Here is a 14,970-nt window from a genome sequence, read left to right on the forward strand (position 1 = left end):
GCGAGGAGACCTCTTCCATGCGCGCATCCCGCATCCTTGAAACCGCGCTCTATGTCCGTGATGTCGCCGAGGCGGTCAAGTTCTATCGCGACATATTGGGACTCGTTGCGGTCGGGAAAGTCAGCGAACGCAACGCATTTTTCCGGTGCGGCGACGGCATATTGCTTCTCTTCAAGGCCGAAGAGACATTGAAGCCTTCTTTGCCGGGACACTTGCCCGTACCGCCGCACGGCACAGGCGGTCCAGGCCATGTATGTTTTGCAGCGAGCCGCGAGGAAATGGAGAGCTGGCGTAACCATCTGGCAAAACATGCCATAGCAATTGAGGCAGAGTTTGATTGGCCCAATGGCGCACATTCGATCTATTTCCGTGATCCGTCCGGCAATTCTCTGGAGATTGCCGAACCCAAACTGTGGAACTAAAGATGAGAAAACTGGAACAGGGCAAGCTGATCGTCGCTTCGCACAATGCGGGTAAACTGAAGGAGTTCGACGGTCTGATTGGCCCGTTTGGCTTCGAGATCAGTTCGGTTGCCGCTCTTGGCCTGCCAGAGCCGGATGAAACCGGTACGACCTTCGAGGAAAACGCCTATATCAAGGCATTTGCGGCCGCCGAAGCAACGGGATCGCCCGCGCTTTCGGACGATTCGGGCATGATGGTCGATGCGCTTGACGGTGATCCGGGTGTCTACACGGCGAACTGGGCGGAGACGGAAGACGGTAGGCGCGATTTCGACATGGCGATGCAGAAAGTCGAGAATCTGCTGCAAGAAAAAGGCGCCGTTGCACCACAGCAGCGCAAGGCGCGTTTCGTATCCGTCATCTGCCTTGCCTGGCCGGATGGGGAGGCGGAATATTTCCGTGGCGAAGTCGAGGGCGCGATTGTTTGGCCACCGCGTGGCAATACAGGTTTCGGTTTCGACCCGATTTTCCTGCCCGATGGCTATGAAAAGACTTTTGGCGAAATGACTGCCGATGAGAAGCATGGCTGGAAACCGGGTGACGCTTCGGCCTTGTCGCACCGTGCGCGAGCCTTCAAGCTTTTTGCCGAAAAGGCGCTTAATGTAGAGCCGGCACCCGCGAAATGAACAAGCTGTTTCCCCCTTTGCAGGCCATAGATTCTGCGCGCGCCAATGCTGCCGGGGCGATCCCGATCGCGCGTGCAAACGGGGAAAATGCGTTTGGCGTTTACCTGCATTGGCCATTCTGTCTGGCAAAATGCCCCTATTGCGATTTCAACAGTCATGTTCGTCACAAGCCGGTCGATCAGGCGCGTTTTTCTGAAGCCTTTCTTCGCGAGATGGAAAGGCTGCGCGAGCGCACCGGCCCACGCACGATCACCAGCATATTCCTGGGCGGAGGCACGCCATCATTGATGCAGCCTGAAACGGTTGGAGCGCTTCTCGATGGGATCGCATCCAACTGGTCGGTGGCACCGGACATTGAGGTAACGCTCGAAGCTAACCCGACCAGTGTGGAGGCTGATCGTTTTCGCGGCTATCGCGCTGCAGGCGTCAATCGTGTGTCGCTCGGCATTCAGGCGCTGAACGACTCCGATTTGCGTCGTCTTGGCCGCATGCACTCGGTGGAGGAAGCCAAGGCGGCAATCCGGCTTGCACGCGAGATTTTTCCGCGTCTTTCCTTCGATCTGATCTATGCGCGCCCGAACCAGACCATCGGGGCCTGGCGGGAGGAACTGAAGGAAGCCATTGGGCTGGCCGCCGATCACCTCTCGCTCTATCAGTTGACCATTGAGGAAGGCACGCAGTTCTATAATCTCTGGAAGGCTGGCAAACTCACCACGCCCGAGCCGGATCACGCGGCAGCGCTTTATGAGGAAACGCAAAGGGTGACAGCCGAGCACGGTCTCCCGGCCTATGAGATTTCCAACCATGCGGTGCCGGGGCGCGAGTCACAGCACAATCTCGTTTACTGGCGCTACGGGCAGTATGTCGGCATCGGTCCCGGTGCGCATGGACGGTTCGTGGAAAATGATATTCGTACTGTTACCATGACCGAAAAACATCCTGAAACCTGGCTGGATAAGGTCGAACGCAACGGCCATGGCATTATTGAAGAAGAATATCTCGATGGCGATCAGGAAGGCGACGAGTTTCTGATGATGGGCTTGCGTTTACGCGAAGGCATTGATCTTGCCCGGTATGAGCGTCTTTCTGGCCACGCGGTTGACCAAAAGCGACTTGCGAAACTCATTGCGGAAGGCATGATCGAGCCGATGAGCGGCAGCTTCATTCGCGCAACGCCGGACGGCGCGCTGGTGCTGGATGCGCTGGTCGCCGATCTGGCTGCATAAAGGACGCATGATGACGGAAGAAACAAGCGAGGGGCGACGGGAATATGTGGTCGGTGGCACGACGATGCGCGCCCGGCCGCTTGAGCCCGCTCTCTACATCGTCTCGACCCCTATTGGAAACCTCGGCGATATGACCCTGCGGGGTATCGAAACGCTGGCTTCCGTCGATATTCTGGCCTGCGAAGATACACGCGTGACCCGTGTTCTGCTCGACCGTTACGGTATAGCGCGCCGTCCCATCAGCTATCACGAGCACAATGCGGCCGAAGCCGGTGAAAAGCTGATTGCGGCACTGGCTGCGGGCAAAAGTGTTGCGCTGGTGTCCGATGCAGGCACGCCGCTCGTATCCGATCCGGGCTTTCGTCTGGTCGGCGAAGCACGTGAGGCGGGTATTCGTGTTGTTCCTATTCCGGGAGCTTCCGCTGTTCTGGCCGCGCTTGCCGCTTCGGGCCTGCCGACCGACGCCTTCATGTTCTGCGGCTTTCTGCCGTCCAAGCACGGGCAGAAGCAGGCGAAGCTTGAAAGCCTCAAGGGCATCGACGCAACGCTGGTGTTTTATGAATCGCCGAATCGGACGGCGGCGACGTTGGCGGAAATGGCTGAAGTGTTCGGGGCCGATCGTCTGGGCGCGCTCTGCCGCGAATTGACCAAGGCCTATGAAACCATCCGCACCGCCACACTCGGAGAGCTTGCAACGGAGTTTGACGGCGAGGATCGTATTCGCGGTGAAGTGGTTTTGCTGGTGGGGCCGCCGACGGGCAATGCCATTCCGCAAAGCGAGGAAGACATCGACAAGCTGCTTCTGTCGCTTGCCGCCGAATTGCCACCATCCAAGGCTGCAGGTGAGGCGGCGCGCATGACCGGCGGTCAGAAATCGGTTCTCTACCAGCGTCTCATGCAACTGAAATCGGAGCAGCGATGACCGATCTCCGCGAGAAAAAGCGAACGGCTTTCTTTCGCGGACACAGCGCCGAACGCTTTGCTTCCGCGCTACTTCTTATGAAAGGCTTTCGGATTATCGCGCGGCGCTATCGCACAAAGCTCGGTGAAATCGATCTGATAGCCCGGCGGGGCAATCTGGTGCTCATCGTGGAGGTCAAGGCACGGAGCAGCTTAGAAGCAGGACAACTCGCCGTCACACCACAAGCCATGCGCCGTATTGAAGCCGCAGCCGATCTGTGGCTGCAACGTCAGCCTGACCATGCCCGTCTGTCGCTGCGTTTCGATCTGATCGTCGTGCTGCCGCGACGGTGGCCAAAACATCTGCCGGCATTTTTCACGGCTGGCAGTTACCCATAAGTCTATGTAAATCCTATAAAAATTGTAGGGTATATTTACCCTGCTTCCGGGAATGAAAATCCTGCAATTGCCTGATTTGAGAAAAAGTGATGCGCGGCGTCATTTTCGCACGCAAGCCCGTTTCTTATAAAATTGCGCCGCTCAAAGGATAATGGCGCCATCTTAAAAGGATGGTGCTCATGTCTTTTTCGCAAAAGCGTCTGTTGGCTGACTTTCCTGCCTTCTTCCGGGTGTCGGAAGAGGTGGTTGTCGTCGTGGGCGGCGGCGAGGAAGCACTCAACAAGGCGCGCCTTGTGGGGCAAACATCCGCGCGCCTTCGCATTGTTGCCGAAGAAGCCGAACCTCATCTGGCCGAGTTCATCGCAAGCTACGGTGCGGAACATGTCGTGGCACCTTTCGCGCCGGAACATGTTGCAGGGGCGAAGCTTGTTTTCGTAGCGACTGGCGATGAAGAGCAGGACCGCGCCATCGCTGCTGTGGCCAAGGCTGAGAAGGTTCCTGTCAATGTCGTCGACCGCCCGGCGCTCTGCGATTTTCTGACACCCGCCATCGTCAACCGTGCGCCGCTGACGATTGCCATCGGTTCAGAGGGAGCGGCGCCCGTTCTGGCGCAAATGGTTCGCGCGCGTATCGATGCCGCTTTTTCGCCGCGTCTTGGCGAGCTTGCGCATTTTGCCGAAAGCTGGCGTCCGCTGGTCGAACGTGCTCTGCCCAAAGGGTTGGCGCGGCGCAGTTTCTGGCGCGGCTTTTTTTCGGGCCGTATCGCCCGCGCCATTGAAAATGGCGACCGCGCGGAAGCCTATAAGGCCGCGAGTGACCTGATTGTACAACGGGATAAGGCCACTGGATATGTCTGGCTGGTTGGTGCTGGTCCGGGTGCCGAAGACCTGCTGACCCTTCGTGCTCACCGCGCTTTGATGGAAGCCGATGTGATCGTGCATGATGCCTTGGTGCCGGAAGACGTGATTGCCATGGGCCGCCGTGACGCGGAGCGTCTTGCCGTCGGCAAGCGCAAGGGCTGCCATTCAAAAAGCCAGGAAGACATCAATCGCCTCTTGGTTGCGCTGGGGCGGGAAGGCAAGCGCGTGGTGCGGCTCAAATCCGGCGATCCGCTGGTTTTCGGGCGCGCAGGCGAAGAAATGGCGGCGCTGCGTGCCGCCGGTATCGGTTTCGAAATCGTGCCCGGCATCACCTCGGCCTTTGCTGCCGCTGCCGATATGGAATTGCCGCTGACACTGCGCGGTGTCGCGTCGTCGCTGGTGTTCACTACCGGCCATGACATGACGGGTGATGTGCTGCCGGGCTGGGCGAAGCTCGCCGTCTCTGGCGCGACCATCGCAGTCTATATGGGATCGACGGTGGCGGCTTCCGTTGCCGCACGCCTGATTGGTGCGGGCCTGCACGAAGATACCGCCGTGGCGGTGGTGGAGAATGCGAGCCGGCAGGACAAGCGCCTGTTCCATGGCACACTGAAGGATTTGCCGGATCTGGAAAACCGCAAGGAGCTTTACGGTCCGGTCATGGTGATCATTGGCGATGCCGTCGCCGGTGCCGCAATCGACAAAGCCGAAGCGCTGGCCCTCAAGCCGGTTTCCGTTGCAGCCTGACCCCGCAGGATGCGCGGTCAACAAAAGTTTGGAGTTTGGAAATGGTCGTAAAAGTTCTCACTGCAAACCGGCTGATCGACGGGCAGGCTGTGTGGCTCGGTGCCGATGGCTCCTGGCAGGAAACCATCGACGGCGCGCTGGTCGCCCGTCATGCAGAGGCCGTCGAGGCGCTTGAAGACGCGGGAAAGATTGCCTCGAAAGCCAATCTGGTCGTCGATGTGAATGTGATCGATGTCGAGGAACGCGAGGAGGGGCTGTACCCGATCCGTTTGCGCGAACGCATCCGCCTTTCCGGCCCGACCATTGTGACGTTCGGCGATTTGCCGGTCGAAAAGCCTGAATTGAAGCGCGCCTCGTAATATCTGTTGACGCATTTCCGGACGCAAAACCGGTTCCCACTTTTGCTGGAAATGCTCTGAAACCGGATTTAGACTATGTACCGTTATGATGAATTTGACCGCGATTTTGTTGCGGCCCGCGTTGCCCAGTTCAAGGATCAGGTCGAGCGCCGCCTGAGTGGAGAGCTGACTGAGGACCAGTTCAAGCCGCTGCGTCTGATGAACGGCCTTTATCTGCAATTGCACGCCTATATGCTGCGCGTGGCGATCCCTTACGGCACGCTGTCTAGCCGGCAATTGCGAAAGCTCGGCCACATTGCGCGCGTCTATGATCGCGGCTTTGGCCATTTCACCACGCGCCAGAACATCCAGTATAACTGGCCCGCTTTGAAGGACGTGCCGCGCATTCTGGAAGAACTGGCGGAAGTCGAGATGCACGCCATCCAGACCTCCGGCAATTGCATTCGCAATGTGACCGCCGATCATTTCGCGGGCGCTGCTGCCGACGAAGTAGCCGACCCGCGTCCTTTCGCCGAAATTCTGCGCCAGTGGTCTTCGCTGCATCCAGAGTTTTCCTATCTGCCGCGCAAGTTCAAGATTGCCATTGTCGGCTCGGATCATGACCGCGCCGCCATTCAGGTGCATGACATCGGCCTGCAATTGAAGAAGAACGAGGCGGGCGATTTCGGGCTGGCCGTTTATATTGGCGGCGGTCAGGGCCGCACACCGATGGTGGCGAAGAAAATCCGCGACTTCCTGCCGATCGCGGACATGCTGACCTATGTGACGGCAATCGTGCGCGTCTATAATCTGCATGGCCGTCGTGACAACAAGTATAAGGCGCGCATAAAAATTCTGGTTCACGAAACCGGTGTCGAGGAACTGACCCGCGAGATCGATTCCGAGTGGGAAGAAATCCGTCATGGCGAACTGAAATTGCCACAGCGCGATATCGACGCCATCGAAAGCTATTTCCGTATGCCCAACCTGCCACAACGACCGGAAGGCTGGGAAGTGCTGGCCGTCACTCAGAAGGCCGATGCGGATTTTGCAAGCTGGGTGGCACGCAATGTCACGCCACACAAGAACCCGGACTATGCGGTCGTCACCATTTCGCTGAAGCCCATCGGCGGTATTCCTGGCGACGCAAGTGCCGAGCAGATGGAACTGGTGGCGGATATTGCCGAGACCTATTCCTTCGATGAAATCCGCGTCAGCCATGAGCAGAATCTGGTTCTGCCGCATGTGGCCAAGGCGGATCTCGCAGCCGTTTACGATCTGCTGCAGTCAGACGGTCTGGTGACGCCGAATGCCGGTCTCATCACCGACATCATCGCTTGCCCCGGTCTTGACTATTGCGCCCTTGCCAATGCGCGCTCCATTCCGGTGGCGCAGCGCATTTCCGAACGTTTCGGTGACCAGAAGCGCCAGCTTGAAATCGGCGATCTCAAGATCAAGATTTCCGGCTGCATCAATGCCTGTGGCCATCATCATGTCGGCCATATCGGTATTCTGGGCGTCGAGAAGAAGGGTGAGGAACTCTATCAGATCACGCTTGGCGGTTCGGCGGATGAGCATTCGACTATCGGTGAAATCACTGGTCGCGGCTTTTCGTCGGAAGAAGTGGTGGATGCCATCGAAACGGTGGTCGATACCTATCTCGCCCTGCGCGAAGGCCCGGAGGAAAACTTCCTTGCCGCCTATCGCCGCGTCGGCATGGAACCGTTCAAACGCGCGCTTTATGGAGAAATAAGCCGTGCAGCTTGATGCTGAGGAAAGTGCTGCCGCTGAAGCACGACTGTTAGAGGCAAGCCACGGCGCATCTTCCCCGCAGGAAGTGATCGCGCTTGCCACGCATGACCTCTATGGGGGGCAGATCGCGGTTGTGTCTTCCTTCGGGGCGGAATCGGCTGTGCTTTTGCATATGATCTCGGAAGTCGATCCGGCGACACCGGTACTGTTTCTCGATACGGGCAAGCATTTCCGGGCAACGCTTGACTATCGTCATGATTTGGTGGACCGGCTGGGGTTGACCAATGTGCAGGATATCCTGCCGCTGGAGGATAGTCTCAAGACGGAAGACCCGTTCGGCGCGCTGTCGATGACCGACAAGGACCGCTGCTGCTTCATCCGCAAGGTCGAGCCGATGGCGCGCGCTGTCGCGCCCTATCGCGCATGGATGACCGGCCGCAAGCAGTTTCAGGCATCGACGCGCGAAAGCTTGCCGGTGTTTGAATCCGTGGGCCCGCGCATACGTATCAATCCGTTGGCGCGTTTGCAGGCAGCCGACCTCAATGCCTATGCCGAAAAGCACGATCTGCCGCCGCATCCCCTGACTGCACAGGGCTATCGTTCCATCGGCTGCATGCCTTGCACGCGGCCCGTGAGCGATGGCGAAGACCAGCGTGCGGGACGCTGGGCGGGATCGGAAAAGACAGAATGCGGCATCCATCTGACTGGCCTTGCCGACAGCCTTAAGACATTGGGAGCCATCGAGCGGAAATGAGTGATATCAACGAAACCAAACTCTGGTCTGCCGATGGTTTTCGCGAAGATGATTATGTCTTTGCCGACGATCTTGAAGCGGCGGGCGACGCCCCGGCGATCATCATTCCGCTCGCCGTCTGGCTCGGACTGGATGAGGAACGCCGTCGCGCCTCCAATCGGCGGATTGGCGTTTCGGTTGCCCCCGGAGAAGCGATTGAGCCGCTTCTGGAGGACTTGGGCAGCTTACCGCTGATCGCCTTGCAGTTTCCCGCGTTCAATGACGGACGCTCATACTCCAAGGCCGAGATTCTGCGCCGCGAAGGCTTTGCGGGTGAATTGCGCGCCGTTGGCGATGTACTGATCGATCAGGCCGCCCTGATGCTGCGCACCGGGTTTGACAGTCTTCAGGTTACCAACAAGGTTGCCCAGAACCGTCTCGGTGAAAATCGTCTCGTCGATACGCCCGGCTATTATCAGCCAGGGCGCGGTTCGATACCGGAAGAGGGCGGGTTCGCCTGGCGGCGCGTCAAGGCAAGTTAAGCACATCGGTTAAGTTTGCCATTTTTTTACGCGCCTTGATGCGCTAGACACGCCTCACCAATTTCAGGGAGTCGCGGCGTGATACGGCATATTGTTTTCTTCAGCGTCAAGCAAGGTCAGGATATCGAGACCGTCAAAAGGGGATTGGAGCAACTCGGCACCATTCCCCATGCCGATCTTTTTGAAGTTTTGCCGAATTCCAAGGTCGATCCAATGTGCGACCGTATCGATCTGGTCGTTTATGCCGAATTCAAGGATGAGGAGGCACTTTTTGCCTTCAAGAAACATCCCACTTATGATGCAACGACACAACTGGTGCGTCCGATGCGCGAATTGCGCTTTTCAGCCGATGTGGTGACAGACAGGCGCTGATTAGAAGTCAGCCTGGGGTCTTTCCTGTAATGGCAGGCCGCCGAAAAGATCAGGCTCGCTGGAGGTTCTTGCTCGTTCGATATTGAGAAGTTTCAATTTCGTCGCCGTTCCGCCTGCCGCCGAGAAGCCGCCGACCTTGCCATTGGCACCGAGCACCCGGTGGCAGGGAACAATGATCGGAAACGGGTTCTTGCCCAGTGCGTAACCGACAGCCTGTGAGAGACTCACATCGCCGAGCCTTCGGGCAATCGCGCCATAAGTTGTCGTCTCGCCCGGTTTCAATTCAAGGATGATTTCATAGACTCGTCGGTTGAGATCGGGCTGGGCGTCCAGCGCTAGCGGTGTACCTGAAAAATCAACCTTGGCACCTGTCAGAAGTGCGCGCACACCCCGGATTGCATTGCTTACGAAGGTGGGCACAGGAATATCTTCGGCACCGGGGAAACGCTCACCGAGCCGATGGCGGGTTTCCTTCTCGTCAGCATCTCCGATCTCGACGCCCACAATCGTCTGGCCGCGCCAGGCAATACCGCACGGTCCGATCTCGGTTTCAAAAATGGTGACGCCTGACGATTCCATGGAAATAGTATTAACATGATTTTGAACGGCAAAAATGCCTGTTATCGGGTAACGAAAAGAACGTTCACGTGAAAAGTCGTAACAATTGCGGATATTGGCGCAGTGAAATGGTTGAAGAACGACACGAATAATGATTGTGTGATGGCGACCGGCCAATGCCCCCAAATGGCCAAACGGATTGACGAGAGTTTCCGCTGTCCGTCGCGACGGGAGTGGAACCGAGGAATTTAAATGGACGATTACGAGCGATATGCCACAGGGTTGATGATCGTTTTTGGTGCGCTGATTATCGGCGGCCTCATGGCGGCTAACCTGTACCACGGCGACAAGCCGGGCTTTTTATTCGCGCTAGGCGCTGCGGTGGTCAGTTGGTTCGCGGCTTTTGCCGTCCTGTTTGACAAGCCGCGTGTTTATGGCGTGATGATTGCGGTTGCGATCGGTCTGGTCGCCGCTTCGATCGGTGCCTATGTAACCTGAATTTTGAACCAGTTTATCTGGAAAATAAAGCCCCGGGAAACCGGGGCTTTTTCGCTTTAGAGATAGGGCGAATAGCACTGGCGTCGTGGCCCATAATTAGGCTGGAACGTGTTATCGTAGGCTCGATAGGAGCGATAGCGGTTATAACACCACCGTATATGCGGGTTGCCGCCACGATAGACGGGGGCTGAACGGTAGCGATAAGCAGGTGGTGGTCCCCAATAACGGCGATCATAGCGATAGTATGGACGGTGATGCCGCCAGTGACGGCGATGCTCCCGCCAGTGTCGGCGGTCACGATAGTCGTAATACTGAACGTTTTGCACATTCGGTGTTGTAGTCTGGGCGGACGGCGTCGCCATCAAAGACGGCTGTGCTGCATTCGCGGCTCCAGCGGCAGCGGATAGTCCCATGCCGAGTGATAAACATGCGGCAAACAGGGAGCAAGCAAACTTTTTCATAAGTTTCTCCTCACAGCGCGGACCGAAAAATGGAAACAATTTTCGGATAGGATGCGCGTAAAAATAAACAACTCATATCGTCCCTGCGCTCATTTTAGGCCGGACATTGTGGCAGAGCGGTGACCCGGCACGGTCACAATTTCTTGGGTCCGGCAATAGAACGGTGATCTCTGCGGAACAGGCGGGGAGATACTTGCTCTGAATTGACATAAAGATATGTTTATGTCATTAAGCGACTTTCGTGATGTACGTATGAGAGCAATTCAGGTTTATGTGTCCGAACAGACCCCGTTGCTTCATAACAGATTGAATTCAGGCGGTGTTTTATGGCCTCTTCCCTCGAAGATCTTTTTGGTGCGACGGTTGCGCAGCCGGATGGCTCAGAAGTACTCGCAGCTCTCACCAAGGCGGCGCGCGAGCGTATCCTGGTCCTCGACGGTGCGATGGGGACACAGATTCAGGGGTTAGGTTTCCATGAAGAGCATTTTCGGGGTGAACGCTTCGGTGCCTGCGACTGTCAGCTTCAGGGCAATAACGATCTTCTGACGCTGACGCAGCCCAAGGCTATCGAGGAAATTCATTATGCCTACGCCATTGCGGGCGCGGATATTCTAGAAACGAACACCTTTTCTTCCACGACAATTGCCCAGGCCGATTATGGCATGGAAGAGCAGGTCTACGAATTGAACCGCGATGGCGCGCGCCTTGCCCGTCGTGCGGCCTTGCGTGCCGAGCAGAAGGATGGTCGCCGCCGTTTCGTTGCGGGTGCGCTGGGGCCGACAAACCGCACCGCTTCGCTTTCGCCGGATGTCAATAATCCCGGCTATCGCGCCGTCACCTTCGACGATTTGCGCATCGCCTATGCAGAGCAAATCCGGGGTCTGATTGATGGCGGCTCCGACATTATTTTGATTGAAACCATCTTCGACACGCTGAATGCGAAAGCTGCTGTCTTTGCCTCGGAAGAAGTGTTTGAGGAAAAGGGTATTTTCCTGCCGGTGATGATCTCCGGCACGATCACCGATCTTTCCGGTCGCACCCTTTCCGGGCAGACGCCGACCGCATTCTGGCATTCGCTGCGTCACGCCAAGCCGTTCACCATCGGTCTCAACTGCGCACTGGGCGCGAACGCCATGCGTGCGCACCTCGACGAATTGTCGACCATTGCCGATACCTTCATCTGTGCCTATCCGAATGCCGGTCTGCCAAACGAGTTTGGACAGTACGACGAAACCCCGGAAGCGATGGCTGCCCAGATCGAAGGCTTCGCCCGTGATGGATTGGTCAATGTGGTTGGCGGCTGCTGCGGTTCGACGCCGGAGCATATCCGCGCCATTGCCGAGGCCGTCGCGAAACATCCGCCGCGCAAGCCCGCCAAGGTTGCGCCGCTGATGCGCCTGTCGGGCCTTGAGCCGTTCACGCTCACAGAGGATATTCCTTTCGTCAATGTCGGCGAACGCACCAACGTGACTGGCTCTGCCCGCTTCCGCAAACTCATCAAGGCTGGTGATTTCGCAGCAGCGCTCGACGTCGCGCGCGATCAGGTCGCCAATGGCGCCCAGATCATCGATATAAATATGGATGAGGGACTGATCGATTCCGAAAAGGCAATGGTCGAGTTCCTCAATCTGATTGCTGCCGAGCCGGATATTGCCCGCGTGCCGATCATGATTGACAGCTCCAAATGGGAAGTCATTGAGGCTGGCCTGAAATGCGTTCAGGGCAAGGCGGTGGTCAACTCCATCTCGATGAAGGAAGGCGAGGAAGCCTTTATTCATCACGCAAAACTTGTCCGCGCCTATGGCGCGGCGGTTGTGGTCATGGCTTTCGATGAAACGGGGCAGGCAGATACCGAGGCGCGCAAAATCGAAATCTGCACCCGTGCCTACAAGATACTGACCGAGCAGGTCGGTTTTGCACCGGAAGACATTATCTTTGATCCGAATATCTTTGCAGTCGCGACGGGTATTGAGGAACACAACAATTACGGCGTCGATTTCATTGAGGCGACCCGGCAGATTATCGCGACCTTGCCGCATGTCCATGTCTCTGGCGGCGTGTCGAACCTGTCCTTCTCCTTCCGTGGGAATGAGCCTGTGCGTGAGGCGATGCATGCCGTGTTCCTTTACCACGCCATTCAGGCGGGCATGGATATGGGCATCGTCAATGCCGGTCAGCTGGCGGTCTACGATGCCATCGATCCGGAATTGCGCGAGGCCTGCGAGGATGTGGTGTTGAACCGCCGATCCGACGCGACGGAACGTCTGCTGGAAATCGCCGAACGTTTCCGTGATTCAGGTTCCAGGGAAGCCAAGACGCAGGATCTCACTTGGCGCGAATGGCCGGTTGAAAAGCGCCTTGAACATGCGCTGGTCAATGGCATTACCGAATATATTGAAGCTGATACGGAAGAAGCGCGTCTTGCTGCCGAACGTCCGCTGCATGTCATCGAAGGCCCGCTGATGGCTGGCATGAATGTGGTCGGCGACCTGTTCGGCGCGGGCAAGATGTTCCTGCCGCAGGTCGTCAAATCCGCCCGTGTGATGAAGCAGGCCGTGGCGGTTCTCTTGCCTTATATGGAAGAGGAAAAGCGCCTGAATGGCGGGGGAGAACGTCAGAGCGCCGGCAAGGTGCTGATGGCGACCGTGAAGGGCGATGTGCACGATATCGGCAAGAATATCGTCGGCGTCGTGCTGGCCTGCAACAACTATGAGATCATCGATCTTGGTGTGATGGTGCCGTCGCAGAAGATTCTGCAGGTGGCGCGTGACGAAAACGTGGATATTATCGGCCTTTCCGGCCTTATCACGCCGTCGCTCGACGAAATGGCGCATGTGGCGGCGGAAATGGAACGCGAAGGTTTCGATATTCCGCTTCTGATCGGCGGTGCTACAACCAGTCGTGTTCATACGGCGGTGAAGATTCATCCGCGCTATGAGCGTGGACAGGCAGTGTATGTTATTGATGCCAGCCGCGCGGTTGGCGTGGTTTCCAGCCTGCTGTCGCCGGAAGGCAAGCAGGCCTATGTTGACGGTCTGCGCGGAGAATACGCCAAGGTGGCAGCCGCTCATGCGCGCAACGAAGCCGAAAAGCAGCGCCTGCCGATCGCTCGTGCCCGTGCCAACGCACACAAGCTCGACTGGGATGGTTTTGTACCGGTAAAGCCGACATTCACCGGTACGAAAACCTTCGATGATTACGATCTGGCCGAAATTGCCCGCTACATCGACTGGACGCCGTTCTTCCAGACCTGGGAGTTGAAGGGGCGCTATCCTGCCATTCTTGAAGACGAGAAGCAGGGCGAGGCCGCCCGGCAGCTCTGGAACGATGCGCAGGCGATGCTGAAAAAGATCATCGACGAAAAGTGGTTCGCGCCGAAAGCTGTCGTCGGCTTCTGGCCAGCCAATGCGGTGGGGGACGATATTCGCCTTTTCACCGACGAAAGCCGCAGTCAGGAGCTTGCGAGCTTCTTCACGCTGCGCCAGCAATTGAGCAAGCGCGATGGTCGCCCGAACGTGGCGATGTCTGACTTCGTAGCGCCTCTCGAAAGCGGAAAGCCGGATTATGTCGGCGGCTTCGTCGTGACAGCAGGTATTGGTGAAGTGGCGATAGCTGAGCGTTTTGAGCGCGCCAATGACGACTATTCGGCCATTCTTGTGAAGGCGCTCGCGGATCGCTTCGCAGAAGCTTTTGCAGAACTGATGCATGAGCGCGTGCGTAGGGAGTTCTGGGCCTACGCCTCTGATGAAACCTATACACCCGAAGAACTGATCGGAGAGCCGTATAAGGGCATCCGTCCCGCTCCGGGCTATCCAGCCCAACCCGACCACACCGAAAAGACGACCCTTTTCCGCCTTCTGGATGCGACTGCAAACACTGGCGTGGAATTGACGGAGAGCTATGCGATGTGGCCCGGTTCCTCTGTCTCGGGTCTTTATATCGGCCACCCGGAAAGCTATTATTTCGGGGTTGCGAAAGTCGAACGCGATCAGGTCGAGGACTATGCGAGCCGCAAGGGCATGCCGGTCGAGGAGGTCGAGCGCTGGCTCGCGCCGATCCTCAATTACACCCCGCGCACAACTTCGGAAGAGGCTGCGGCGTGATAACTGCCGCAGTCAAATTAACCTAATCTCATATACCCGTAGTTTTGACAGATGCGCCGTTTGCGTTTGACTGGTTTGTAATGGTGTATCGGCAACAAACCAGCCGATGCGGCTGCGCCGGCTTGGCCCTGCATGTTCTTTTAGATGGCATTCCGAAAAGTGTGGAACGGCTTTCGGAATAAGATGCGCGTTGGAGCGCGTCTCCAAAAGCGGGAACCGGCTTTGGGATTGAAAACAAGTTGCAGGTTTAGAATTCGCTTTCGCTTATGGCATAATTTACTTTTTAATAAAGCATATTTTAAATTAGAATAAATTAATATTTATCCAGTGATGTATCATATGTTTACGATTAGTATTTGAAAAAAAATACAGGAATGTGCTAGTGATATATTGG

The 14,970-nt window shown here is 57.0% G+C and carries 15 protein-coding genes; 13 read left to right on the forward strand and 2 right to left on the reverse strand.

Annotation, left to right across the window (positions count from 1 at the left end; translation table 11 throughout):
* Positions 1-17 precede the first annotated feature (17 nt).
* The 11 genes from FJQ48_RS00230 (at position 18) to FJQ48_RS00280 (ending at position 8,956) form a co-directional block, all read left to right on the forward strand.
* A complete protein-coding gene (locus FJQ48_RS00230) occupies positions 18-422 on the forward strand; it encodes a VOC family protein (RefSeq protein WP_139973216.1) in 405 nt (134 codons plus the stop codon).
* 2 nt (positions 423-424) lie between these two features.
* Positions 425-1,087, forward strand: coding sequence for an RdgB/HAM1 family non-canonical purine NTP pyrophosphatase (gene rdgB, locus FJQ48_RS00235; RefSeq protein WP_139973217.1), 663 nt, complete (start codon positions 425-427; stop codon positions 1,085-1,087).
* Complete coding sequence (gene hemW, locus FJQ48_RS00240) at positions 1,084-2,313, forward strand: radical SAM family heme chaperone HemW (protein ID WP_139973218.1); 1,230 nt, start codon at positions 1,084-1,086, stop codon at positions 2,311-2,313. The genes rdgB and hemW overlap by 4 nt, the downstream gene beginning before the upstream one ends.
* 10 nt (positions 2,314-2,323) lie before the next feature.
* Positions 2,324-3,235: a 16S rRNA (cytidine(1402)-2'-O)-methyltransferase gene (gene rsmI / locus FJQ48_RS00245; protein ID WP_139973580.1), complete on the forward strand. Its 912-nt coding sequence runs from the start codon at positions 2,324-2,326 to the stop codon at positions 3,233-3,235.
* Positions 3,232-3,612 carry a YraN family protein gene (locus FJQ48_RS00250; protein ID WP_139973219.1) on the forward strand — a complete coding sequence of 127 codons (381 nt, stop codon included), beginning with the start codon at positions 3,232-3,234 and terminating at the stop codon, positions 3,610-3,612. Before rsmI ends, FJQ48_RS00250 begins: the two co-directional genes overlap by 4 nt.
* A 170-nt stretch (positions 3,613-3,782) precedes the next feature.
* Positions 3,783-5,219 carry a siroheme synthase CysG gene (gene cysG / locus FJQ48_RS00255; protein ID WP_139973220.1) on the forward strand — a complete coding sequence of 479 codons (1,437 nt, stop codon included), beginning with the start codon at positions 3,783-3,785 and terminating at the stop codon, positions 5,217-5,219.
* Positions 5,220-5,260: 41 nt separating this feature from the next.
* Entirely contained in the window at positions 5,261-5,578 is a 318-nt protein-coding gene (locus FJQ48_RS00260; protein ID WP_139973221.1) for a DUF2849 domain-containing protein, read from the forward strand.
* A 75-nt stretch (positions 5,579-5,653) separates the two neighbouring features.
* Positions 5,654-7,324 (forward strand): nitrite/sulfite reductase, encoded by a 1,671-nt coding sequence (locus FJQ48_RS00265; protein WP_139973222.1) that lies wholly within the window; start codon positions 5,654-5,656, stop codon positions 7,322-7,324.
* Complete coding sequence (locus FJQ48_RS00270; RefSeq protein ID WP_139973223.1) at positions 7,314-8,063, forward strand: phosphoadenylyl-sulfate reductase; 750 nt, start codon at positions 7,314-7,316, stop codon at positions 8,061-8,063. The genes FJQ48_RS00265 and FJQ48_RS00270 overlap by 11 nt, the downstream gene beginning before the upstream one ends.
* Complete coding sequence (locus tag FJQ48_RS00275) at positions 8,060-8,584, forward strand: DUF934 domain-containing protein (protein ID WP_139973224.1); 525 nt, start codon at positions 8,060-8,062, stop codon at positions 8,582-8,584. Before FJQ48_RS00270 ends, FJQ48_RS00275 begins: the two co-directional genes overlap by 4 nt.
* A gap of 78 nt (positions 8,585-8,662) precedes the next feature.
* A complete protein-coding gene (locus tag FJQ48_RS00280) occupies positions 8,663-8,956 on the forward strand; it encodes a Dabb family protein (RefSeq protein WP_139973225.1) in 294 nt (97 codons plus the stop codon).
* Here the strand turns inward: FJQ48_RS00280 and FJQ48_RS00285 are convergent, their stop codons facing one another.
* The gene (locus FJQ48_RS00285) at positions 8,957-9,535 is read right to left on the reverse strand and encodes a methylated-DNA--[protein]-cysteine S-methyltransferase (RefSeq protein ID WP_139973226.1); all 579 of its coding nucleotides are present in this window, start codon (positions 9,533-9,535) and stop codon (positions 8,957-8,959) included. It lies immediately after the preceding gene.
* Positions 9,536-9,766: 231 nt separating this feature from the next.
* On the opposite strand from FJQ48_RS00285, the gene FJQ48_RS00290 reads away from it, so the two are divergent.
* Positions 9,767-10,012, forward strand: coding sequence for a hypothetical protein (locus FJQ48_RS00290; RefSeq protein ID WP_010658028.1), 246 nt, complete (start codon positions 9,767-9,769; stop codon positions 10,010-10,012).
* A gap of 56 nt (positions 10,013-10,068) precedes the next feature.
* Here FJQ48_RS00290 and FJQ48_RS00295 read toward each other — a convergent pair whose 3' ends face one another.
* Positions 10,069-10,473 carry a BA14K family protein gene (locus FJQ48_RS00295; RefSeq protein ID WP_139973227.1) on the reverse strand — a complete coding sequence of 135 codons (405 nt, stop codon included), beginning with the start codon at positions 10,471-10,473 and terminating at the stop codon, positions 10,069-10,071.
* A gap of 326 nt (positions 10,474-10,799) precedes the next feature.
* On the opposite strand from FJQ48_RS00295, the gene metH reads away from it, so the two are divergent.
* On the forward strand, positions 10,800-14,576 hold the full coding sequence (gene metH, locus FJQ48_RS00300; RefSeq protein ID WP_139973228.1) for a methionine synthase: 3,777 nt from the start codon (positions 10,800-10,802) through the stop codon (positions 14,574-14,576).
* Positions 14,577-14,970: the final 394 nt, after the last annotated feature.

Source organism: Ochrobactrum sp. CGA5 (assembly GCF_006345815.1).
In the GTDB taxonomy this organism is placed as follows: Bacteria; Pseudomonadota; Alphaproteobacteria; order Rhizobiales; family Rhizobiaceae; genus Brucella.

Coding starts and splice junctions, on each gene's coding strand:
- FJQ48_RS00230 (WP_139973216.1), top strand. CDS start 18: ATGCGCGCATCCCGCATCCTTGAAACCGCGCTCTATGTCCGTGATGTC.
- rdgB (WP_139973217.1), top strand. CDS start 425: ATGAGAAAACTGGAACAGGGCAAGCTGATCGTCGCTTCGCACAATGCG.
- hemW (WP_139973218.1), top strand. CDS start 1,084: ATGAACAAGCTGTTTCCCCCTTTGCAGGCCATAGATTCTGCGCGCGCC.
- rsmI (WP_139973580.1), top strand. CDS start 2,324: ATGACGGAAGAAACAAGCGAGGGGCGACGGGAATATGTGGTCGGTGGC.
- FJQ48_RS00250 (WP_139973219.1), top strand. CDS start 3,232: ATGACCGATCTCCGCGAGAAAAAGCGAACGGCTTTCTTTCGCGGACAC.
- cysG (WP_139973220.1), top strand. CDS start 3,783: ATGGTGCTCATGTCTTTTTCGCAAAAGCGTCTGTTGGCTGACTTTCCT.
- FJQ48_RS00260 (WP_139973221.1), top strand. CDS start 5,261: ATGGTCGTAAAAGTTCTCACTGCAAACCGGCTGATCGACGGGCAGGCT.
- FJQ48_RS00265 (WP_139973222.1), top strand. CDS start 5,654: ATGTACCGTTATGATGAATTTGACCGCGATTTTGTTGCGGCCCGCGTT.
- FJQ48_RS00275 (WP_139973224.1), top strand. CDS start 8,060: ATGAGTGATATCAACGAAACCAAACTCTGGTCTGCCGATGGTTTTCGC.
- FJQ48_RS00285 (WP_139973226.1), bottom strand. CDS start 9,535: ATGGAATCGTCAGGCGTCACCATTTTTGAAACCGAGATCGGACCGTGC.
- FJQ48_RS00290 (WP_010658028.1), top strand. CDS start 9,767: ATGGACGATTACGAGCGATATGCCACAGGGTTGATGATCGTTTTTGGT.
- FJQ48_RS00295 (WP_139973227.1), bottom strand. CDS start 10,473: ATGAAAAAGTTTGCTTGCTCCCTGTTTGCCGCATGTTTATCACTCGGC.
- metH (WP_139973228.1), top strand. CDS start 10,800: ATGGCCTCTTCCCTCGAAGATCTTTTTGGTGCGACGGTTGCGCAGCCG.